This window comes from Streptomyces sp. NPDC111802 (assembly GCF_055634335.1).
The window spans coordinates 98378-119822 of sequence record NZ_JBVKCZ010000008.1; the positions used below are offsets into that span (position 1 = coordinate 98378).

16 protein-coding genes and 1 riboswitch are annotated in these 21445 nt (G+C 69.6%); of the genes, 9 read left to right on the plus strand and 7 right to left on the minus strand.

The window, feature by feature from the left end; genetic code table 11:
* Positions 1 to 2: 2 nt before the first annotated feature.
* Positions 3 to 989, minus strand: a complete 987-nt coding sequence (locus ACZ7NC_RS10905) for a carbohydrate ABC transporter permease (protein ID WP_471486891.1) — start codon at positions 987 to 989, stop codon at positions 3 to 5.
* 103 nt (positions 990 to 1092) lie between these two features.
* Positions 1093 to 2370, minus strand: coding sequence for an extracellular solute-binding protein (locus tag ACZ7NC_RS10910; protein WP_471486893.1), 1278 nt, complete (start codon positions 2368 to 2370; stop codon positions 1093 to 1095).
* 321 nt (positions 2371 to 2691) lie between these two features.
* Between ACZ7NC_RS10910 and ACZ7NC_RS10915 the strand changes: the two genes are divergently transcribed.
* The 5 genes from ACZ7NC_RS10915 (at position 2692) to mctP (ending at position 7872) form a co-directional block, all read left to right on the plus strand.
* Complete coding sequence (locus ACZ7NC_RS10915) at positions 2692 to 3456, plus strand: GntR family transcriptional regulator (RefSeq protein WP_471486894.1); 765 nt, start codon at positions 2692 to 2694, stop codon at positions 3454 to 3456.
* Between the two features lie 89 nt (positions 3457 to 3545).
* Positions 3546 to 5684 (plus strand): carbon starvation CstA family protein, encoded by a 2139-nt coding sequence (locus ACZ7NC_RS10920; RefSeq protein ID WP_471486896.1) that lies wholly within the window; start codon positions 3546 to 3548, stop codon positions 5682 to 5684.
* Positions 5656 to 5853, plus strand: coding sequence for a YbdD/YjiX family protein (locus tag ACZ7NC_RS10925; protein ID WP_471486897.1), 198 nt, complete (start codon positions 5656 to 5658; stop codon positions 5851 to 5853). Before ACZ7NC_RS10920 ends, ACZ7NC_RS10925 begins: the two co-directional genes overlap by 29 nt.
* Before the next feature lie 139 nt (positions 5854 to 5992).
* Positions 5993 to 6259 carry a DUF3311 domain-containing protein gene (locus ACZ7NC_RS10930; RefSeq protein ID WP_471486898.1) on the plus strand — a complete coding sequence of 89 codons (267 nt, stop codon included), beginning with the start codon at positions 5993 to 5995 and terminating at the stop codon, positions 6257 to 6259.
* On the plus strand, positions 6256 to 7872 hold the full coding sequence (mctP, locus tag ACZ7NC_RS10935; protein WP_471486899.1) for a monocarboxylate uptake permease MctP: 1617 nt from the start codon (positions 6256 to 6258) through the stop codon (positions 7870 to 7872). Before ACZ7NC_RS10930 ends, mctP begins: the two co-directional genes overlap by 4 nt.
* A gap of 37 nt (positions 7873 to 7909) precedes the next feature.
* Here the strand turns inward: mctP and ACZ7NC_RS10940 are convergent, their stop codons facing one another.
* The gene (locus ACZ7NC_RS10940) at positions 7910 to 11521 is read right to left on the minus strand and encodes an NACHT domain-containing protein (protein ID WP_471486901.1); all 3612 of its coding nucleotides are present in this window, start codon (positions 11519 to 11521) and stop codon (positions 7910 to 7912) included.
* A gap of 152 nt (positions 11522 to 11673) precedes the next feature.
* Here ACZ7NC_RS10940 and ACZ7NC_RS10945 point away from each other — a divergent pair, with 152 nt between their 5' ends.
* The 4 genes from ACZ7NC_RS10945 (at position 11674) to ACZ7NC_RS10960 (ending at position 17046) form a co-directional block, all read left to right on the plus strand.
* Positions 11674 to 12180 (plus strand): GNAT family N-acetyltransferase, encoded by a 507-nt coding sequence (locus tag ACZ7NC_RS10945; RefSeq protein WP_471486902.1) that lies wholly within the window; start codon positions 11674 to 11676, stop codon positions 12178 to 12180.
* Between the two features lie 52 nt (positions 12181 to 12232).
* Positions 12233 to 12357: riboswitch (cobalamin riboswitch) on the plus strand.
* A gap of 123 nt (positions 12358 to 12480) precedes the next feature.
* Positions 12481 to 14856 carry a ribonucleoside-diphosphate reductase subunit alpha gene (locus ACZ7NC_RS10950; RefSeq protein ID WP_471486904.1) on the plus strand — a complete coding sequence of 792 codons (2376 nt, stop codon included), beginning with the start codon at positions 12481 to 12483 and terminating at the stop codon, positions 14854 to 14856.
* A complete protein-coding gene (locus ACZ7NC_RS10955) occupies positions 14856 to 15869 on the plus strand; it encodes a ribonucleotide-diphosphate reductase subunit beta (RefSeq protein WP_471486906.1) in 1014 nt (337 codons plus the stop codon). The genes ACZ7NC_RS10950 and ACZ7NC_RS10955 overlap by 1 nt, the downstream gene beginning before the upstream one ends.
* A gap of 211 nt (positions 15870 to 16080) precedes the next feature.
* On the plus strand, positions 16081 to 17046 hold the full coding sequence (locus tag ACZ7NC_RS10960; RefSeq protein ID WP_471486907.1) for a GlxA family transcriptional regulator: 966 nt from the start codon (positions 16081 to 16083) through the stop codon (positions 17044 to 17046).
* Positions 17047 to 17051: 5 nt separating this feature from the next.
* Here the strand turns inward: ACZ7NC_RS10960 and def are convergent, their stop codons facing one another.
* From def to ACZ7NC_RS10980, 4 genes are all read right to left on the minus strand, one after another.
* Positions 17052 to 17702, minus strand: a complete 651-nt coding sequence (def, locus tag ACZ7NC_RS10965; protein ID WP_471486908.1) for a peptide deformylase — start codon at positions 17700 to 17702, stop codon at positions 17052 to 17054.
* 74 nt (positions 17703 to 17776) lie between these two features.
* A complete protein-coding gene (locus ACZ7NC_RS10970; protein ID WP_471486910.1) occupies positions 17777 to 18757 on the minus strand; it encodes a tetratricopeptide repeat protein in 981 nt (326 codons plus the stop codon).
* A 109-nt stretch (positions 18758 to 18866) separates the two neighbouring features.
* Positions 18867 to 20108, minus strand: coding sequence for an HD-GYP domain-containing protein (locus ACZ7NC_RS10975; protein ID WP_471486911.1), 1242 nt, complete (start codon positions 20106 to 20108; stop codon positions 18867 to 18869).
* Positions 20105 to 21394 (minus strand): HD-GYP domain-containing protein, encoded by a 1290-nt coding sequence (locus tag ACZ7NC_RS10980; RefSeq protein WP_471486913.1) that lies wholly within the window; start codon positions 21392 to 21394, stop codon positions 20105 to 20107. The genes ACZ7NC_RS10975 and ACZ7NC_RS10980 overlap by 4 nt, the downstream gene beginning before the upstream one ends.
* Between the last annotated feature and the right edge of the window lie 51 nt (positions 21395 to 21445).

A 21445-nucleotide genomic window follows, 5' to 3' on the forward strand; every position in this document is an offset into this window, starting at 1 on the left:
CGCTAGACCTCCTCTTCCTCTTGCTTGAGCACGATCCTGAGGTAGTAGGCGGTCAGGCCGAGCAGGATCAGGATGGTCAGGACGGCGATCGCCGCGCCCATGCCGTAGTGCTGGTTGCCGACGCCCTCGATGTAGGCGTAGACGGGCAGGATCTCGGTGAGCCGGTCGGGGCCGCCGCCGTTGATGGTGAAGACCTGTACGAACGCCTTGAAGACCCAGATGATCTCCAGGAAGGTCGTGGCGTAGAGGAAGGGCCGCAGGAAGGGCATGGTCACCGTGGTGAAGCTCTTCCAGGCGCCCGCGCCGTCCAGCGCCGCGGCCTCGTACAGCTCGCCCGGGATGGTGGTCGTGGCCGCGTACAGGTTGATCGCGACGAACGGGATCGACTGCCAGACGATCAGGACCGTCACCACGAAGAACGTCGACATCTGGCTGCTGGTCCAGCTGTAGTCGGCCATGGAGTGCCAACCCAGCTTGTCCAGGACCCAGTTGACGACGCCGAAGCGCTGGGCGAACAGCCACTGGTAGACGGTGGTCGCGGCGACCACGGGCATCGCCCAGGCCAGCACGAGCCCGACCATCAGCAGGACCCGCATCCGCCGGCCGAGGCGGGCGAGCAGCAGACCGGCCAGGGCACCCAGGATCATGATCAGGACGACGTTGGCCGCCGTGAACAGGATCGAGCGCAGCGTGACGCGCCAGAAGTCCTCACCGGTGAGGACCTCCTTGTAGTTGTCGATGCCGTTCCACTCGGTGACGTGCTGGATCAGCTGCGCCATGTTGAGGTTCTGGAACGACAGCAGCACGTCCTTCAGCAGCGGCCAGCCGAGCAGCAGCACGGTGGCCGCGCAGGCCGGCAGCAGCAGGAGGTACGGGGTGAGCGCGCCCATCCGGGACGCGGCTCGGGGGCCCTGCCCGGCGGAGCCGCTCTCGGCTTTCTTCACCACGTCCACCGGACCGGAGGGCGGCCGTTCGGTCTGCACGGTCATGCTCGCGATCTCTCTTCTCGACCTGCGTACGGAGCCCCGCGTAGGGTCGCCGGGGCGGGGGGCGGCATGCGCATCCCCCGCCCCGGCGCGAACACCGGCGCCTCTACTGCTGCTGGGCCAGACGCTTGTTGAACTCGTCCTCGACCTGCTTGGCCGCCTCGGCCGGCGACTTACCGTTCAGCACGGCGGTCATGTACGTCTTGACCGGGTTGGGCGCGTTCTCCACGGCCGCCCACTCGGGGATCAGCGGCGTGGTGCCACCGCCCGCGGCGGCCGGCGCGGCGGCCTCGGCGACGACGTTGCCCTTGAGGTTGGACTGCAGGGCTTCCTTGTTCGGGATCACGCCGTTGAGCTTGGCCAGCTCGCCCTCGTACTTGTCGGACAGGGCGATCTTCAGGAACTCCTTGGCCAGCTCCTGCTTCTTGCTGCCCGCGGCGACCGCGAGGTTGGAGCCGCCGAGGAAGACACCCTCGGGCTTGTCGGCCGTGGCACCCGGGATGGTGAAGTAGCCGATCTCCTTCTCGATCTTCTTGTTGGCCGCGACGGCCGTACCGGCCTCCCAGCCCATGCCGATGAAGGCGCCGACGTTGCCCTTGGCGAAGACCTCGGCCTGCTGCGGAGTGGCCTCGTCCTTGTCCTTGGGGGCCTTGGACAGGGCCTGGAACTTCTTGTACGTCTCCATGGCGGCGGCGACCTTCGGGTCGGCGAGGTTGGAGACGTACTTGTCGCCGTCCTTCTTCACCAGCTCGGCGCCCTCACCGATGGTCAGACCGACGAAGTGGTACCAGTTCTGGCCCGGCAGGTAGATCGGCTCGGCATCGGTCTTCTCGCCGATCTGCTTGAGGTCGGCGTAGAACTCGTCGCGGGTCCTGGGGGTGTCCTTGATGCCGGCGTCGGCCCAGATCTTCTTGTTGTAGAGGACGACGCGGTTGGCGAAGTACCACGGGGCGGCGTACTGCTTGCCGTCGAAGACGGAGGACTCGTTGAGCGACTCGGTCCAGTCCGCGCCGATCTCGGTCTTGAGGTCGGCGAGGTCGGCGAGGCCGCCGGTCTTGGCGTAGGCCGGGGTCTGGGTGTTGCCGATCTCGAAGACGTCCGGCGGGTTCTCCTCCGACAGGGCGGTGGTCAGCTTCTGCTGGATGCCGTTCCACTGCTGGATCTCGAACTTGACCTTGGCCTTGGTCTTCTTCTCGAAGGCGGCCTGGACGTCCTTCTGCCACTGGTCCGGGGAGGATCCGTCCATCACCCACACCGTGAGCGTCTCGCCCGCGTAGCCGTCCGCTCCCGCCTTGTCCCCGCCGTCGCCGTTGTCGCCCCCGCACGCCGCCAGGGAGATCATCATGCCCGCGACACCGATCGCGGATATCAGCTTGCGCTTCACGCCACCCTCCTCAGGGATGCCACAAACCCCCCTGCCTCCCCGCACGAGCGTTGGGCCGGGACCTGGACCAATGGTGTAGACCAGTAGGGGGAGCTTGGACCAGACCAAAAGCCCTGTCAAGGGTCTCGGGAAGGCCCTGACCAGCCGTTATGCGACCTACATATGAAGGAACCTTTAAGTAAGAAGCCAGCGAAAACACCGACACCGGAGTACTCTCGTCCGCTAGACCACTTGGCCCTATGGACTAGACCAAAAGTGGTGGCGACGGTATACAGAAGGGATCACGATGTGACCCCGCATCCGGAGCCGGGAAGGCGAAGCATGAGCACCGACGTCAGCAGTGCGGAGAACGAGAACGGCGCCGCCGTCCGTACCGCCCGCGTGCCCAAGTACTACCGCCTGAAGAAGCACCTCCTGGACATGACGGAGACCCAGGCACCGGGCACCCCGGTACCGCCCGAGCGCACGCTGGCGGCCGAGTTCGACACCTCCCGCACGACCGTGCGTCAGGCGCTCCAGGAGTTGGTCGTCGAGGGGCGGCTGGAGCGGATCCAGGGCAAGGGCACGTTCGTCGCCAAGCCGAAGGTCTCGCAGGCGCTCCAACTCACCTCGTACACCGAGGACATGCGCGCGCAGGGCCTGGAGCCGACCTCGCAGCTCCTCGACATCGGCTACATCACCGCCGACGACCGACTCGCCGATCTGCTCGACATCACGGCCGGCGGCCGGGTGCTGCGCATCGAGCGGCTGCGCATGGCCAACGGCGAGCCGATGGCGATCGAGACGACCCACCTGAGCGCGAAGCGCTTCCCGGCGCTGCGGCGCAGCCTGGTGAAGTACACCTCCCTCTACACCGCGCTCGCCGAGGTCTACGACGTCCATCTCGCCGAGGCCGAGGAGACCATCGAGACCTCGCTGGCCACCCCGCGCGAGGCCGGCCTGCTCGGCACCGACGTGGGCCTTCCCATGCTGATGCTGTCCCGGCACTCACTGGACCGGGACGGGCAGCCGGTGGAGTGGGTGCGGTCGGTCTACCGCGGGGACCGCTACAAGTTCGTGGCCAGGCTGAAGAGGCCGCAGGAGTAGGGCGCTTCGGAGTACTGCTCGCGGTGTAGCGCAACTGCCGCGCTTGTTCTACGTTCCTCCCGTCGCCGCATGGACGGGAGGACCACCCGGTGCGTACCGCGAACCCCCGAACCGTCGTCATCTGGAGCCTCGTCGCGCTCGTCGGAGCCGCGGGGTGGACCGTACTCGCGCTGTCCCGGGGCGAGGAGGTCTCGGCCGCCTGGATGGTCGCGGCCGCGCTCGGCTCGTACGCCATCGCCTACCGCTTCTACGCCAAGTTCATCGCGTACAAGGTCCTGAAGGTCGACCGGACCAGGGCCACCCCGGCCGAACGCCTCAACAACGGGATCGACTTCCACCCCACCGACCGCCGTGTCCTGCTGGGCCACCACTTCGCGGCGATAGCCGGCGCCGGCCCTCTGGTGGGGCCCGTGCTGGCCGCGCAGATGGGGTATCTGCCGGGCACGATCTGGATCATCGCCGGCGTCATCTTCGCGGGCGCGGTCCAGGACATGGTGGTGCTGTTCTTCTCCACCCGCCGGGACGGGCGCTCGCTGGGCCAGATGGCGCGCGAGGAGATCGGCCCGTTCGGCGGCGCGGCCGCGCTGCTGGCCACCTTCGTCATCATGATCATCCTGCTCGGTGTGCTGGCCCTGGTGATCGTCAACGCCCTCGCGCAGTCCCCCTGGGGCACCTTCTCCATCGCGATGACGATCCCGATCGCCCTGCTGATGGGCTTCTACCTGCGGGTCCTGCGCCCCGGCCGGGTCAGCGAGGTCTCCGTCATCGGAGTGGCCCTGCTGCTGCTCGCCCTGGTCGCGGGGCGCTGGGTCGCCGAGTCCTCGTGGGCCGGCACCTTCACCCTCGCGCCCTCGACGCTGGTCATCTGGATGGTGGCGTACGGCTTCATCGCCTCGATCCTGCCGGTGTGGATGCTGCTGGCGCCGCGCGACTACCTGTCGACCTTCATGAAGATCGGCACGATCTTCCTGCTCGCCCTCGGTGTGGTGGTCGCGCTGCCGACGCTGAAGATGGACCCGGTGACGGACTTCGCCTCCCGCGGCGACGGCCCGGTCTTCGCGGGATCGCTGTTCCCCTTCGTCTTCATCACCATCGCCTGCGGCGCCCTGTCCGGCTTCCACGCGCTCATCTCGTCCGGTACGACGCCGAAGATGATCCAGAAGGAGACGCAGGTCCGGATGATCGGCTACGGCTCCATGCTGATGGAGTCGTCGGTCGCCGTGATGGCGCTGGTCGCGGCGAGCATCATCGACCCGGGCCTGTACTTCGCGATGAACGCGCCCTCCGGGGTCATCGGCGACACCGTGCAGAACGCCTCGCAGGTCGTGGGCAGTTGGGGGTACCAGATCTCCCCCGAGGCGCTCGCCCGCGCGGCGGAGAACGTCGAGGAGGCGTCCCTGCTCTCCCGTACCGGCGGCGCGCCCACCCTCGCCATCGGTGTCTCGGAGATCTTCTCGCAGGTCACCGGCGGCGGCCTGCGCGCCTTCTGGTATCACTTCGCGATCATGTTCGAGGCGCTGTTCATCCTGACCGCGCTGGACGCCGGCACGCGCGTGGGCCGGTTCATGCTCCAGGACATCCTGGGCAACATCCACCGCCCCTTCAGGAACGTCAGCTGGAAGCCCGGCCTGGCCATCACCAGCGCGATCGTGTGCGGTCTGTGGGGTTACTTCCTGTGGGTGGGCGTCCACGAGCCCCTCGGCGGCATCAACCAGCTGTTCCCGATCTTCGGCATCTCGAACCAACTGCTCGCGGCGGTCGCCCTCGCCGTCTGCACCACCCTGCTGGTGAAGTCGGGGCGCCTCAAGTGGGCCTGGATCACCGGTGTTCCGCTGGCCTGGGACGCCACGGTGACGCTGACCGCCAGCTGGCAGAAGGTGTTCTCCAGCGACCCGAAGGTCGGCTTCTTCAAGCAGCGTCAGGTCTTCCAGGACGCCATCGACCGCGGCGAGGTGCTGCCGCCCGCCAAGACCATGGACGACATGCACACCGTGGTCACCAACTCCACGGTGGACGGCGTCCTCGCGGCGGTCCTCGCGATCCTGATCGTCGTCGTGATCGCCGACGCGGCCCGCGTCTGCATCCGGCACATCCGCCGCCCGGCCCTGTCCACGCTCAGCGAGACGCCGTACGTCGAGTCCAGGATCGTCGCTCCGGCCGGGCTGTTCCCGACCAAGGACGAGAAGGAGGAGGAACGCCGTGCGGTCGCTTCGGCGGATACTCGGTAGCGTGCGCTGGTATGTGCGGGAGTTGACCGACGAGTCGGCGTACGACCGCTATGTCGCCCACATCCGGCATGAGCACCCCGACGCGAGGGTGCCCTCCCGGCGGGACTTCGAGCGGATGCGGACGGACCGTCAGGAGGCCGACCCGCGCCAGGGGTTCCGCTGCTGCTGAGCGCGCCGCCGCCGTACAGCCGCCGTGCACACCAATCCTCCACATCCGATATGCGGACAGGGACTTCCGCTGTAGTTGCACCGTCACCTACATTGCGTGCGCGTTTCTCAGGTGATCAGCGAGGGGACGGAGCCGTCAGATGTCAGATGCCCCAGAAGTGAACAGAGGGCCGGTGGTGACGCCTGTACGGGTCGTCATCGCGCTCTGCCTCGGCGCGCCCTTCGTGGCGATGCTGTGGGTCGGTTCGTACGCCAAGACCGATCCGACGTTGGCCGGCATCCCGTTCTTCTACTGGTACCAGATGCTGTGGGTCCTCATCTCCACGCTGCTGACGATGACCGCGTACAAGCTGTGGCAGCGTGACCAGCGCGCCCGTGCTTCCCAGAAGGGCGGTGCGTCGGAATGAAGAACGACGTGAACGGCGTGGCGCTCGCCGTCTTCATCATCTTCTTCCTGGCCGTCACGGTCATGGGCTTCCTGGCCGCGCGCTGGCGCAAGGCCGAGAACGAGCACAGCCTCGACGAATGGGGCCTGGGCGGCCGGTCGTTCGGTACCTGGGTCACCTGGTTCCTGCTCGGCGGCGACCTGTACACGGCGTACACCTTCGTCGCCGTACCCGCGGCGATCTACGCGGCGGGCGCGGCCGGCTTCTTCGCGGTGCCGTACACGATCCTGGTGTACCCGCTGGTCTTCACGTTCCTGCCCCGCCTCTGGTCGGTGTCCCACAAGCACGGCTATGTGACGACCTCGGACTTCGTGCGCGGGCGCTTCGGCTCCAAGGGGCTGTCGCTCGCCGTGGCCGTCACCGGCATCCTGGCGACGATGCCGTACATCGCGCTCCAGCTCGTCGGCATCCAGGCCGTCCTTGACGTGATGGGCGTCGGCGGCGGCGAGAACACGAACTGGTTCATCAAGGACCTGCCGCTGCTCATCGCCTTCGGTGTGCTGGCCGCGTACACCTACTCCTCGGGTCTGCGGGCCCCCGCGCTGATCGCGTTCGTGAAGGACACGCTGATCTACATCGTCATCGCGGTGGCGATCATCTACATCCCGATCAAGCTCGGCGGCTTCGACGAGATCTTCGCCAAGGCGGGCGACGCCTTCGCGCAGACCAACCCGGCGACGGGCGCGCCGCGCGGTGCGCTGGCCCCGGGTGACGCGGGGCAGTGGACGTACGCCACGCTGGCGCTGGGCTCCGCGCTCGCGCTCTTCATGTACCCGCACTCGATCACCGCGACGCTGTCCTCCCGCAGCCGTGAGGTGATCCGCCGCAACACCACGATCCTGCCGCTGTACTCCCTGATGCTGGGCCTGCTGGCCCTGCTGGGCTTCATGGCGATCGCGGCCGGGATCAAGGTGCAGAACGGCCAGCTGGCGATTCCACAGCTGTTCGAGAACATGTTCCCGTCCTGGTTCGCGGGCGTGGCCTTCGCGGCGATCGGCATCGGCGCGCTGGTGCCGGCGGCGATCATGTCGATCGCGGCCGCGAACCTCTTCACCCGCAACATCTACAAGGACTTCATCAAGCCGGACGCCACGCCCGCGCAGGAGACCAAGGTCTCCAAGATCGTGTCCCTGCTGGTGAAGGTGGGCGCCCTGGTCTTCGTCCTCACCATGGACAAGACGGTCGCCATCAACTTCCAGCTGCTGGGCGGCATCTGGATCCTGCAGACCTTCCCGTCCCTGGTCGGCGGTCTGTTCACCCGCTGGTTCCACCGCTGGGCCCTGCTGGCCGGCTGGGCGGTCGGCATGGTCTACGGCACCCTCGCCGCGTACGGCGTCGCCTCCCCGACCCAGGAGCACTTCGGCGGCTCGGCGAAGGAGATCCCGGGCATCGGCGAGATCGGCTACATCGGTCTGACGGCGTTCGTGCTCAACGTGGTGGTGACGGTCGTCCTCACCTTCGTCCTGAAGGCGGCGAAGGCCCCGGACGGCATCGACGAGACGAAGCCGGAGGACTACACGGCGGACGCGGGTGATCCCGGAGTCAAGACGGAACTTCCGGTGGCGGCACACTAGTTCACCTGCTTCATCTGCCTGACGGCCGGGCGTACCGCTAACTGCGCGTACGCCCGGCCATCTGCTGCCAGAAGCTGTCGAGTTCCTTCACGCGCATGCTGACCCAGTGCGGTGTCTTCCTGCGCAGGCCCCTGGGAAGGTGGCGGCGCACGCGTCCCGGCAACAGTGCCTGCTGCTGGCGGCAGAACGGCTCCCGGATCTCCCCCCGAGGAACACAGCCCCGGGGCGGGTACGGGCAGAGCTGGAACTTGCAGTCGGGCAGACAGGTCGAGCCCGGTGCGGGCGGGTCCGAGATGCCGGCCCGCAGGTACGGCCGCAGCGGGCCGCGGTCGCTGCGGATGCACGGCGGGAGTGTCATCCCCGGCTGCTCCACGCGGGCCATCCGCTCCTCGACCTCGTCCGGATGCCCGTCCCGATCTATGAGGTTGAGCATCACCAGCACGTCGGCGACCAGACGCTGGGCACGCGCGTCGAGGGTGCTCCAGCCGACCGAGGGCGGAATCCACAGGTGGTGCTTGCGGTATCCCTCGGGGTTGCCGGCGCGGGCGCCGATGTTGTCGGCGACGCCCTTCTCGTCGATCCAGAGGAACCGCTCCGGCTGTCCGGTCTCCAGCGCGAGGGCCACCAGGTCTCCCGCTTCGGCGACGAACGGATGCAGGAGGCGCCGGGGCGTGTCGCCGTTCCCCCCGGAATGCCCGGGCGCTCTGTTCACCGTGCCGGCCATCGACAGCCACCGCTCCACGGTCTGTATGGCGGTCGTCCCGCCCATCGCCCGGGACGGCTCACGCGCTCCGTCGGGACCGTCCTTGCCGGACAGCGCGTGCGCGTCCCGCTCATGGACGGCCACGCTGTCGGGGAGCTCCCACAGGCACAGCGCCTGGAGCAGGATGAGCTGCGCATACCAGCACCGGGACTGCTGCAGCACGGTCTCGGCCTGCCGGATCAGGTCGGCGCGACCGCTCGGGTAGGCGTGCGTATGCCGTTTGCGGCGGTTGGCCGCGTACTTGAAGCCCTGGGCCAGCGCGGCCTCGAGGGCGAGCGGCAGGTCGGGGGCGCCGTCGGTGGCATCCGGGTCGAGGTGGCGCAGCCACTTGGTGAGGCGCTCCCGGGCCTCGTCACGGTGTGCCTCGTCGACCGATCCCAGCAGCATGGGGAGCATCCAGGCCCGCATCACGAACTCCCGGAAGAGAGCGACCCGTTTCGTCCGGTAGTCCTGGTTGAGTCTGCGCCGGTCCTGCTGCAGTCGGCCGATGCGCTCGGTTTTGGCCCGTGAGGGCGCGCCGTCGGCCCTCGCCCGGTCCATGCGCTCGGCCCAGCGCTCGTACTCCTGCCGCTTCCATGCCTTCAACTCGCCGAGCCTGCCGTTGTACTCCTCCACGGGGTCGGTGTTCAGCCCGATGCGCCCGCGGATGACGGCGAACGCCGCGTTGCCGCCGGTGCCGAACTCCTGGGCCGCCGCCAGGCGTATGGAGTAGGAGGGTTCCTTCACGCCGATCTCGACGAGGCGCTCGTAGAGCGGAGTGGTGTCGATCCTGGTGGAGACGCTCCGCAGTGCGGCTCCGAGTTGCCTCAGCAGCCTCAGTTTGGCGTCGTCGAGGGTGCGCCGGTCCCCCTTGAAACCGGGCCACCTCTTGCACACTTCGTCAAGGATGTCGTCCAGCAGCCTCGGCGCCACCTCCGCGCTCTCGATCTCCACGGCCGCCGCGTAGAGATCGACGGCCTTGGGGTCGTCGGTACGGCGGCGCGCGGCCGTGCAGAGCCGGTGGGCCAGGGTGTGCCCGCGCACGGGTGACCGGCGGAGCAGCTCGTCGATCTCCGTCTTCACCTCGGCCCGGACACCGTCCTTCGGGGCCCTGAGCATCGCCGCCTGCCGACGCGACAACAGCACCAGGGCCATGAGCAGTTCGCGGCTGGGGCCGGGCGGCTGCAGCGCCTGTTCGACGAGTTCTCCGGTACCCCGCTCGCCCAGGTGGTTCAGGACGCGGTAGCCGAAGTAGGCCTGGATGATGCTGTGCGGGAAACGGACCCTCCGTTCGAAGCCCTCCACCAGTCCGAGCTTGTCCGCGTTGCGCGCGATCCGGGCGAGGGCGGCACGGCACTGGTCCATGTTCGCCCGGCGCAGCCGCCTCGTCTCCTCATGGCCGAGCCGCCCGCAGAGCACGTCCCAGATCTGTTGCCGGTGCCACTCGGAGAAGACGTTGCCTCGCCTGCCGTACCGGTCGAAGCCGCGTCCGCTGCTCCACAGGTGCTCGGCCCGGGCCCGCGCCCGCCGCACCGGACCGGGATGGACGTCCGTGTCGAGCAGTTCCCCGAAGCCGACCTCCAGCTTGTCCTGCAGCAGTCCTACACAGGCCAGCGCGGAGACCACTTCGAGGGTGTCGCGGCGCTCCTGCCGGGTCAGCGCGACGTCCGGGCGCAGCCGGCCCTCGCACAGGGCCTCGTCCCAGGTCTCCAGGAGCCAGAGCCGCAGCGTGCCGCGGTCACGGCTGCGGGTGCTCATGTGCTGCGGGTCGTCTTCCGGCCGATCGTGCTCCAGGGCTCCGTGGCGGTGCAGTTCGCGGGCTATCTGCAGATAGACGGGTGACTCGGTCACCTCCGCCGTCTCCACGATCCAGTCCACGCGGCGCTCGTCCGTCTCCGGGACACGCGCTTGGACGAAGCGCAGGGCCTCCTCCTCGCTGAGTGGTTCCAGCTCCACGATCGCGGCCGGGGTGCTCTCCAGCGGGCTGTGCGGCCGGGAGGCGATGACGAGGGGCAGCTTCTCCTCGTGCGCGCGCTCGATGGCCCGCCGGATGATGTTGTCCCGGTTCTGCTGGAGGCCGTCGCCGAGCAGAGCCTCCTCCAGTCCGTCGGCGATGACGACCGGCTTGTCGTCGGCGAGCAGTTGCTGCCAGACCCGCTCGGTCTTGCCGCGCGCGAGGATGCCTCGGGGTGCCTCGTCGGCGAAGCGCTGACTGGCCATGCGTTCGAAGTTCAGGTCACCGGTCGCGTCCCGCAACCGGATCGGCACGGGCACGGCGTTCTGCTCGGCCAGCAGTTCGGTGAGCCGTACCAGGACGGCGGTTTTGCCCACGCCGACGCCGCCGACCAGCAGATAGGGCCTGCGTGTGTCGCGCTCCCGCAGCCGTTCGGCGATGACCTGGGCGATCTCCTCCCGGCCCACGATCTCGGCGGCGTCCGGGCCGGCGGTGAGCACCAGTCGGTAGGGGTCGTCCTGTGCCTTCGCGAGATAGCGCCGCTTGGTCCACCGGTACCACCAGAACAGAAAGAGCGTGGCGGCGATCGACGCCGCGAGCACCGGGCCGACGAAGCGCATGACGGCGTCGAACCCCTTGCTGTCCTGCCGCCACTGCTCGAAGCCGGTCGTGGAACTCGTGATCACGATGTACAGGCCCTGCACGGCCCAGGCGAGCAGCGCGAGCGCGGCGACCACCCAGATGGCCCGGGTGACGTTGGTGTAGGAGAGCCATCGGCGCCATTTCTTGGGGCGGGTGGCGCCGCGGCGGGCCTCCAGACGGATCGTCAGCCTGTGCCAGTGGCCCACGAATCCACGCTTGGCCCAGCTGCCTGCCCGTCTCGGAGCCAGTGTCGCCATCGGCGCGTCGCGAGGCCGCTCCTTGCCGGGCGGGTGACGGACGACCCTCGTCATCGTGGGTCTCCTTCCGAACAAGGCTCTCGAAACGGAGGACCGCGGGCGCCGACACCTACCTCCATGGAAGCACTCCGGGAACTCCCCGCAACCCGGCGGCTCTCGGCGAAAACCCGAGGCCGCCGCCGTACCGGTCCGGCAGACTCGGCCGTATGGACATCGTGATCCGGCAGGCGGATCCCGGCGAGTACGAGGCGCTCGGCGAGATCACCGCCCAGGCCTATCTCCAGGACGGCCTGCTCGACTTCGGCGAGAGTGATGAATACCTCGGTGAGCTCAAGGACGTGGCCAAGCGTGCGGCCGCCGCGGAGGTGCTGGTGGCTGTCGAGGACGGCCGGCTGCTGGGCGGCGTGACCTTCGTGCCGGACGGCGGGCCGATGGCCGACATCGCCCGTCCCGGAGAGGCGGAGATCCGGATGCTCGCCATCGATCGCTCGGCTCGCGGCCGCGGCGCAGGCGAGGCCCTCGTGCGTGCCTGCGTCGACCGCGCACGGACCGCGGAGGGCTGCGTACGGATCGTCCTGTCGACCCAGCGCACCATGCACGGCGCCCACCGCATCTACGAACGTCTGGGCTTCGTCCGCACACCCGCGCGGGACTGGAACCCGATTCCGCACCTCGACGACATCACTCTTCTCACCTACGAGTTGACGCTCTGAAACCACCGCGACACAACATCTGGGGGTGGCGTGGCAGGCGAGCACAAGATGTATGCTCGTCCTCGCTGTCGCCGCAGGGGAATCCGGTGCGAATCCGGAACTGTCCCGCAACGGTGTACATGCGTGCTTTTGCACGCCTGGTTCAGTCCGAGGACCTGCCGACAGCGCACCCGACCACCCGGTCCGGGTGCCATGACGTCCGGGCCTCGTGGAATGGGCTGGTGGACGCGACGCCCCGTGCGCTCGTGAGCTGCCCCCTGCCCTCCGCAAGGCCCCGTGCCGAGCGAGGGAGAGCCCCACGTGACCATCGCGCCAGCCGAACCGGCCTCAGCGATCCAGGACATCGACGGTCCGGGAACCGCACTGCTGCGGACCCTCACCGAGCTGACCGCCGACCTCCCCGACGCCGACCCCGGCCGGGTCGCCGCCGCCGCGCTGCGCGGCCGGTCCGCCCGCGCGGACGACTCGGAGCTGCGCGAGCTGGCCACCGAGGCGGCGGCCGGTCTCATTTCCGAGGACCCCGCCTACAGCAGGCTCGCCGCCCGGCTGCTGACCGTCTCCATCGCCGCCGAGGCCGCCTCGCAGGGCGTCACGTCCTTCACCGAGTCGGTCGCGGTCGGGCACCGCGAGGGCCTCATCGCCGACCGGACCGCCGACTTCGCGCGGATCCACGCGGCCCGTCTCGACGCGCTCATCGACACCGGCGCCGACGACCGCTTCGGCTACTTCGGCCTGCGCACCCTGCACAGCCGCTATCTGCTCCGGCACCCCATCACCCGCAAGGTCATCGAGACGCCCCAGCACTTCATGCTGCGCGTCGCCGCCGGTCTCGCCGAGGACGACACCACCCGCGCACTGGACGAAGTCGCCGCGCTCTACGGGCTCATGAGCCGCCTTGACTACCTCCCCTCCTCCCCCACACTCTTCAACTCCGGCACCCGCCACCCCCAGATGTCGTCCTGCTACCTCCTCGACTCCCCGCTCGACGAGCTGGACTCCATCTACGACCGCTACCACCAGGTCGCCCGCCTCTCGAAGCACGCCGGCGGCATCGGCATCGCGTACTCCCGCATCCGCAGCCGCGGTTCGCTGATCCGCGGCACCAACGGCCACTCCAACGGCATCGTCCCGTTCCTGAAGACGCTCGACGCCTCCGTCGCCGCCGTGAACCAGGGCGGCCGGCGCAAGGGTGCCGCCGCGGTCTACCTGGAGACCTGGCACTCCGACATCGAGGAGTTCCTGGAGCTGCGCGACAACACCGGTGAGGACGCCCGCCGTACGCACAACCTGAACCTCGCGCACTGGATCCCGGACGAGTTCATGCGCCGGGTCAACGCCGACGAGCCGTGGAGCCTCTTCTCCCCCGCCGACGTGCCCGAGCTGGTCGACCTGTGGGGCGAGGAGTTCGACGCCGCCTACCGCAAGGCGGAGGCCGCGGGGCTCGCCAAGAAGACCATCCCCGCCCGCGACCTCTACGGCCGCATGATGCGCACCCTCGCGCAGACCGGCAACGGCTGGATGACCTTCAAGGACGCCGCCAACCGCACCGCCAACCAGACCGCCCTGCCGGGCCATGTCGTCCACTCCTCCAACCTCTGCACGGAGATCCTGGAGGTCACCGACGACGGGGAGACGGCCGTCTGCAACCTGGGGTCCGTCAACCTCGGCGCGTTCGTCGACACGACGACCGGCGACATCGACTGGGAGCGGCTGGACGCCACCGTCCACACGGCCGTCACGTTCCTCGACCGCGTCGTCGACATCAACTTCTACCCGACCGAGCAGGCGGGCCGTTCGAACGCCAAGTGGCGGCCGGTGGGCCTGGGCGCGATGGGCCTCCAGGACGTCTTCTTCAAGCTGCGCCTCCCCTTCGACTCGCCGGAGGCCAAGGCGCTCTCCACCCGTATCGCCGAGCGCATCATGCTCGCCGCGTACGAAGCCTCCGCCGACCTCGCCGAGCGGAGCGGCCCGCTACCGGCCTGGGAGAAGACCCGTACCGCCAAGGGTGTCCTGCACCCCGACCACTACGGCGTCGAGCTGACCTGGCCGGAGCGCTGGGCGGCCCTGCGCAGCCGTATCGCCACGACCGGCATGCGCAACTCCCTCCTGCTCGCCATCGCCCCCACCGCCACCATCGCGTCCATCGCCGGCGTCTACGAGTGCATCGAGCCGCAGGTCTCCAACCTGTTCAAGCGCGAGACGCTCTCCGGCGAGTTCCTCCAGGTCAACTCCTACCTGGTCAACGACCTCAAGGAGCTCGGCGTCTGGGACGCCCGCACCCGTGAGGCGCTGCGCGACTCGAACGGCTCGGTGCAGGAGTTCGCCTGGATCCCGGCGGACGTACGGGCCCTGTACCGCACGGCGTGGGAGATCCCGCAGCGCGGCCTGATCGACATGGCCGCCGACCGGACGCCGTTCCTGGACCAGTCCCAGTCCCTGAACCTCTTCCTGGAGACGCCGACCATCGGCAAGCTCTCCTCGATGTACGCGTACGCCTGGAAGCAGGGCCTGAAGACGACGTACTACCTGCGCTCGCGCCCGGCGACCCGCATCGCCCGCGCCGCCCAGGCCCAGGCCGCCCAGCCCGAGAAGACCATCCCCGTCCAGCAGGTCGCCGAGCCCGACGCCGTCGCCTGCTCCCTGGAAAACCCCGAGTCCTGCGAGGCCTGCCAGTAATGACCACCCGTAACGCCAATCTCCTCGACCCTGGCTTCGAGCTGACTCTCCGCCCCATGCGCTACCCGGACTTCTACGAGCGCTACCGGGACGCCATCAAGAACACCTGGACCGTCGAGGAGGTCGACCTCCACTCGGACGTCGCCGACCTGGCGAAGCTGTCCGAGGGTGAGCAGCACATGATCGGCCGGCTGGTCGCGTTCTTCGCGACGGGCGACTCGATCGTCGCGAACAACCTGGTGCTGACGCTGTACAAGCACATCAACTCCCCGGAGGCGCGCCTGTACCTGTCGCGCCAGCTCTTCGAGGAGGCCGTGCACGTCCAGTTCTACTTGACGCTGCTCGACACCTACCTGCCCGACCCGGAGGACAGGGCGGCGGCCTTCGACGCCGTCGAGAACATCCCGTCCATCCGCGAGAAGGCCGAGTTCTGCTTCAGGTGGATCAACGAGGTCGAGAAGCTGGACAGCCTGCAGACCAAGGCCGACCGCCGTCGCTTCCTGCTCAACCTGATCTGCTTCGCCGCATGCATCGAGGGCCTGTTCTTCTACGGTGCCTTCGCGTACGTCTACTGGTTCCGCAGCCGGGGCCTGCTGCACGGCCTCGCCACCGGCACCAACTGGGTGTTCCGCGACGAGACGATGCACATGAGCTTCGCCTTCGACGTGGTCGACACCGTCCGCAAGGAGGAGCCGGAGCTCTTCGACGACCAGCTTGAGCAGCAGGTCACCGACATGCTGAGGGAGGCCGTCGAGGCCGAGCTGCAGTTCGCGCGCGACCTGTGCGGTGACGGCCTCCCGGGCATGAACACCGACTCGATGCGGCAGTACCTGGAGTGTGTCGCCGATCAGCGCCTGACGCGCCTCGGCTTCGCTCCGGTGTACGGCTCCGAGAACCCCTTCTCCTTCATGGAGCTCCAGGGCGTTCAGGAACTCACCAACTTCTTCGAGCGGCGTCCGTCGGCGTACCAGGTGGCGGTGGAGGGCACCGTGGACCTGGACGAGGACTTCTGAGTCTCCGCCTGCTTCAACTGGCGGTCGATCCGGCGCTCGAGGACCGCTCCCACGAGCGCCGGACCCGCGAGGAGGGAGAAGAGCAGGAAGACCGCGACGTATTCGAGGAATGCGTTCATGCGGTAAGTCTCGTTTCCGGAGAACACTCCTGACAGTGGCAGGACTGCCGCATACCATCGAATTACTGCCAGAGCCGTGGCACACTGGCGGCATGCTGAAGAACGTGGCCGTAGCGCTGCTCGACGGCGTGCATCCCTTCGAACTCGGCGTCGTCTGCGAGGTCTTCGGACTCGACCGCAGTGACCAGGGACTTCCGGTGTACGACTTCGCGGTCGCCTCGGCGGAAGGGCCGGCTCTGGCCACCCATGTCCCCGGCTTCACGGTCTCCACGGCGTACGGTCTCGACCGGCTCGACGAGGCCGATCTGATCGCCGTGCCCGCGGGCAGCGACTACATCGGCCGGGAGTATCCGCCCGCGCTGCTCGACGCCCTGGTCCGGGCCGTGGACCGGGGTGCCCGGGTGCTCAGCGTCTGTTCCGGCGTCTTCGTGCTCGGCGCGGCCGGGCTGCTGGACGGCAGGCGCTGCGCGGTGCACTGGCGGCAGGCCGCCGAACTCGCCCGGCGCCACCCGCGCGCGGTGATCGAACCCGATGTGCTGTACGTGGACGAGGACCCGGTGATCACCTCGGCGGGCACGGCGGCCGGGATCGACGCCTGTCTGCATCTTGTGCGCAAGGAGCATGGCGTGGAGGTCGCCAACGCCATCGCCCGGCGCATGGTGGTGCCGCCGCACCGGGACGGCGGGCAGGCCCAGTACATCGAGCGCCCGCTGCCCCGCTCCCAGTGCGACACGGTCGGCGAGGTGCTGGCGTGGATGGAGCGGCACCTCGACGAGGAGGTCACCGTCGAGCAGCTCGCCGAGCGTGCGCTGATGTCCCCGCGCACCTTCGCCCGCCGCTTCCAGCAGGAGACCGGCACGACTCCCTACCGCTGGATCCTGCGCCAACGGGTGCTGCTGGCGCAGAAGTTGCTGGAGGCGACGGACGAGACGGTGGACGCGATCGCGGGCCGAACGGGCTTCGGCACCGCGGCGGCGCTGCGCCACCAGTTCGTACGCGCGCTGGGCACGACCCCGAACGCCTACCGCAGGACGTTCCAGGGGCCGACCGCCGCGTAGCCGGCTCAGTCGTTGGCGACCACGGGGTAGCGGGGCTCGTTCTCGGCCATCTGCCGCAGCGCGTCCTTGCGCTCGCGCTTGGAGAGACGGTCGATGTAGAGATAGCCGTACAGGTGGTCGGTCTCGTGCTGCAGGCAGCGGGCGAAGTACCCGGTGCCGCGCACCTTGATCGGGTTGCCCTTCTCGTCCTGCCCGGTCAGCTCGGCGTAGTCGGGGCGGGCGAGCGGCGCGTACGCGGTCGGCACGGAGAGGCAGCCCTCGTTGCTGTCGTCCAGCCGGCGCCGCTCGGCGGGCAGCTCGACCAGCTTCGGGTTGCAGACGACGCCGACATGCCGTTCGCCCTGGTCGTCCTGGCAGTCGTAGACGAAGACCTTCAGGTCGACGCCGATCTGGTTGGCGGCCAGGCCCACGCCCTCGGCGGTGCGCTGCGAGGCGAACATGTCCGCGACCAGCTGGTCCAGCTCGGCGCCGAACTCGGTGACGTCCTTGCACTCCCGGTGCAGGACCGGGTTCCCCACGACGGTGATCGGCCGCGAGTTGCCGCGCTCACGCCAGGCGTTCTCGCGCTCCTCCGTGTCCTCGGTGTCGACGACGAAACCCTCGTCGTCCACGGGGAGCACGCCCGCGTGCTGCTGCTCGGTGTCCTGCTGGGCCATGACCGACGTATGCCTTCCTGCACAACCAAAAGAAGAAAAGGGGGTGTGACGCTGATACAGGGTACGGCGAACGCTCAGCAGACCTCTTCGAGATCCCGCCAGTCCCTGGAATCCGGGCTGTCCGCGACCCATCCGTCCAGCAGCCCCCGCACCAGCGCCGCGGGCGCGGCGACGCCACACTCGCGCTCCGGCACCCACAGCTGCCCGTCGGTCCGGTGCCCCAGCGGCCCGGGGTGCCCCGGCTCACTGTGGTCGTGCGGGTCCAGGTGCTCCCCGTCGCCCTCGTCGGACGGCATCCGTGATTCGGAGCACATCCGGCACAGCAGCCGTACGGACGAGGACCAGTCCTCCGCGGCGAACCCGGCGTCCGCGGCGAGCTGCTCCAGGGCGTCCCGGTCGGCCTCGGTGGCGGCCTCCAGGAGGACCACCCAGGTGGGCACCGGCGAGGGCGCCCACAGCTCGATCTCGTCGAAGACGGGGTAGGCGTGCCCGGCGGACGTGGTCCGCTCACCGTGGGGCACCCCGTCGTGCAGTGCGACCTCGCCCCAGCGCCGCCCGGACGACGGCAGCGGAATCGACAGCACCTCGATACGGGCGGGGTCCAGCCGCCGCCCCCACACGACCTCGGCCTCCCCCTCCGGGGACAGCCGTACGGCCGCGCTGCCCAGGTCCATGCCGACCGGCTCACCGGACTCGGTCGCCCCGCCGGGCACCCGCAGCCCGTACGCCTGCCAGGCCCGCCTGGCCAGCGGCCAGTCCTGCAGCGCGGTGGCCGCGATGCCGACGTTCCACCAGTCGGGCGCCCCGGTCTCCCGGTCAAGCAGCGCCACGGCACGCAGTCCGGCCGCCCGGGCCTGTTCCCAGTCGTGCCGGAACTTGTGCAGCAGCGCGAGGTTGAACCAGGACTCCGAAAGCCAGGGCTCCAGATCGGCGGCCCGCGTCAGCAGCGCGCCCGCGTCCTCATACCGGCCGTCGCCGATGAGCGTGAACGCCCGGTCGGTGGCCTGCCGCCAGGAGGCGGAGGGCCGGTGCCGTCCCTTGCCGAAGATCCTCACGATTCCCGCCTGCCAGTTCCGTGGAGTGGGCTGGCTAGTGCTCGCCCCCGGACACACTCTCATTCGCATCCAACCACGTACGGCTGGAAGGGCGCTCATTACCCATGGGTTACCCAACCACGGGCGCTGTAAGACGGTCTCTGGACAGCACCCGTGCGAGCGACCCCACCACTTCCGGCGCATACTCCCCGGCGGTGCCCAGTCGCAGCTCCTCCAGCGCCGCCAGCGGCCCGCCTGGCCCGCCGTCGCGCGCCTTCTCCTCGTAGGCGTTCACCGCCCGCACGATCCGCGCGGCGACCGGCTGCTCCGGACAGGGGTCGGCGAGCCGCTCCACGACCATCGCGACCTGCGGACTCACCCCGGTCTGCCGTACGACGGCGCCGCCGAGCAGCGCGATCCGCCGCTGTTCCTCGACGGGCAGCACGGAGGTGGCCCCGTCCGGCACCGGATCGACGAGGCTGAGCTGTCCGATGTCGTGCATGAGGGCCGCGTACTCCAGCACGGTGAGCTCGGCCTCGGACAGGCCCAGGTCCCGCCCGACCTCCCGGCTGAGCGCGGCCACCCGCCGGGCATGTCCGGTCGGGGTGTACCCGGCGATCTCGGTGGCCCGGGCGAGGGAGGCGATGGTCTGCCGATAGGTGGTCCGCACGGCGGCGTACCGGCGGAAGGACATCTGGGTGAGCAGCAGGGGCAGCGAGAACACGGGCAGGGCCCACAGCCCGACCACGGCGACCGCGAGCGCCATCACGGCGCCGGTGGCGCAGACGGCCGACCCGATCCCGAGGGTCGCCCGCAGCTCGTCCCGCAGCAGCGGCCCGTAGGGCCATCGGGTGCGCGAGTGTGCCAGGGCCGCGGCGAGCATGGCGTCGCACAGGGTGGTGAGGGCGAGGATCGCGAGCAGCAGCAGGGCGTAGGAAGTGCCCCAGCCGCGGAATGTGCCCTGATTGAACAGGGGTTGGAAGCAGACGGCGGCGAAACCGACGGTGAGCACGCGCCGGGCGAGATGGTCGAGGACGGGGCGCCCTCGCGCGATGTGCGGCACGCTGCCGAGGAGCGAGGCGGCGAGGACGACGGCGACGACCTGCGCGACACCGTGCCCGGTGGGCCGTCCGCCCAGCTCCCCCAGCAGGGCGTACGACAGCGCGGCGGCGGCCCCGAGCGGTGCGGCCTCCCTGCCCTCGGCGCCGGTCCAGCGGGTGAGCTCGCCCAGGGTGATCAGGGCGCCGAAGGCGATGGCCGTGCCCCGCTCGACGAGGCCGCCGGACATGCTGCCGAGCAGAGAGCCCGCGGCGAGAAGGGCGGCGCAGGCGTGGACGAGGCTCAACAGGGGGCTGGGCCTCGGGGCGCTCATCGTTGGGCTCCGGGGGCACCGGCGACCGCCGGGCGGGAAGCGGGCGCGGTGGCCTCGTCGGCGGTGACGGCGGGATGCCAGCCGTGCTGGTCGACGGCTCGGGCGAGGGCCGTGACCATCCGGGGGTCGAACTGCGAGCCGGCGCACTTCTGAAGCTCCCGCAGCGCGACGGACACCGGACGGGCCCGCGAGTAGGACCGGGTCGAGGTCATCGCGTCGAACGCGTCCGCGACCGCCACCACCCGGGCCGACTCCGGGATCTGACTTCCGCTCAGCCCATAGGGGTACCCGCTCCCGTCCAGCCGCTCGTGGTGATGCAGTACGGCGGCCCGGGCCTCGCCGAGGAAGGAGATCCCGCGCACCATCTCGTGCCCGTACTCGGGGTGCAGCTCGATGACTCGCCGCTCCTCGGGCGTCAGCGGCCCGTTCTTGCGCAGCAGCCGGGTCGGCACGCCCAGCTTGCCGACGTCGTGCAGGATCCCGGCGAAGCGGAGCACCTCGACGCGCTCGTCGGCCAGGCCGAGCTCACGGGCGATCATCATCGAGGCCCGCCCGACCCGCTCACTGTGGCCGCGGGTGTAGCCGTCCTTGATGTCGACGGCCTGGACGAGCGCCCGGATGGTCGCCTGGTGGGCGGCGCGTTCCTGGTGGTACTGGGCGAACGCCCACCACGACACGCACATCGGCAGCAGCACGAGCAGCGCGGCGACGGGACCGTAGGGGCTGCGCCACAGGACGGCCATCATCAGTCCGGCCAGCCCGTGCACGGCGATCGGCGCGAGCGACCGGAGGAAGAGCCCCCGCCATGCGCGCCGTACCGGCATCCTCTCCGCGAGCGCCCGGATCCCACCGTCGAGCACGGTCAGGACCAGGCAGAACGCCAGCACCGCGGCGCCGGCGGGCGCGAGCGCGTGCGGGAAGTCGGACGCCACCAGGGCGTCGTGCTCGCCGAGCGCCCAGTGCACCCGGGCGGCCGCCCACACCGCGACCACGAGCTGCGCCGCCCGCCACACCCGCCGCAGCAGGCGCGGGCGCCCGCCGACCGGTGCGCACAGCGCCCCCGGCACCGCGACCAGCGCGGCAGCGCACGGTGACAGCAGGAAGGCTCCGGCGAGGAGCACCGGATAGAACGGGCCGGACAGCCGCTCGCCCCCTGCGTGGAGCGTGGCCAGCAGGGCCACCGCCCACCAGGGGACGCTCGTCGCCGAAGGCGCGTACAGGCAGTACAGGGCGCCGAGGACGACACAGCCGACGTAGACACGTGCCCCTGTGGGTGTCGCCTTCATACGCCCCTCCCCGGCCACGCGCTTCAAGCACGGGAGCCTAAGGCGGCCAGG

Bases quoted from the DNA above. Each gene is read 5' to 3' on its own strand.
- ACZ7NC_RS10980 (WP_471486913.1), bottom strand. From the start codon at position 21,394: ATGAAGGCGACACCCACAGGGGCACGTGTCTACGTCGGCTGTGTCGTC.
- mctP (WP_471486899.1), top strand. From the start codon at position 6,256: ATGAAGAACGACGTGAACGGCGTGGCGCTCGCCGTCTTCATCATCTTC.
- ACZ7NC_RS10955 (WP_471486906.1), top strand. From the start codon at position 14,856: ATGACCACCCGTAACGCCAATCTCCTCGACCCTGGCTTCGAGCTGACT.
- ACZ7NC_RS10915 (WP_471486894.1), top strand. From the start codon at position 2,692: ATGAGCACCGACGTCAGCAGTGCGGAGAACGAGAACGGCGCCGCCGTC.
- ACZ7NC_RS10975 (WP_471486911.1), bottom strand. From the start codon at position 20,108: ATGAGCGCCCCGAGGCCCAGCCCCCTGTTGAGCCTCGTCCACGCCTGC.
- ACZ7NC_RS10940 (WP_471486901.1), bottom strand. From the start codon at position 11,521: ATGACGAGGGTCGTCCGTCACCCGCCCGGCAAGGAGCGGCCTCGCGAC.
- def (WP_471486908.1), bottom strand. From the start codon at position 17,702: ATGGCCCAGCAGGACACCGAGCAGCAGCACGCGGGCGTGCTCCCCGTG.
- ACZ7NC_RS10930 (WP_471486898.1), top strand. From the start codon at position 5,993: ATGTCAGATGCCCCAGAAGTGAACAGAGGGCCGGTGGTGACGCCTGTA.
- ACZ7NC_RS10945 (WP_471486902.1), top strand. From the start codon at position 11,674: ATGGACATCGTGATCCGGCAGGCGGATCCCGGCGAGTACGAGGCGCTC.
- ACZ7NC_RS10905 (WP_471486891.1), bottom strand. From the start codon at position 989: ATGACCGTGCAGACCGAACGGCCGCCCTCCGGTCCGGTGGACGTGGTG.
- ACZ7NC_RS10960 (WP_471486907.1), top strand. From the start codon at position 16,081: ATGCTGAAGAACGTGGCCGTAGCGCTGCTCGACGGCGTGCATCCCTTC.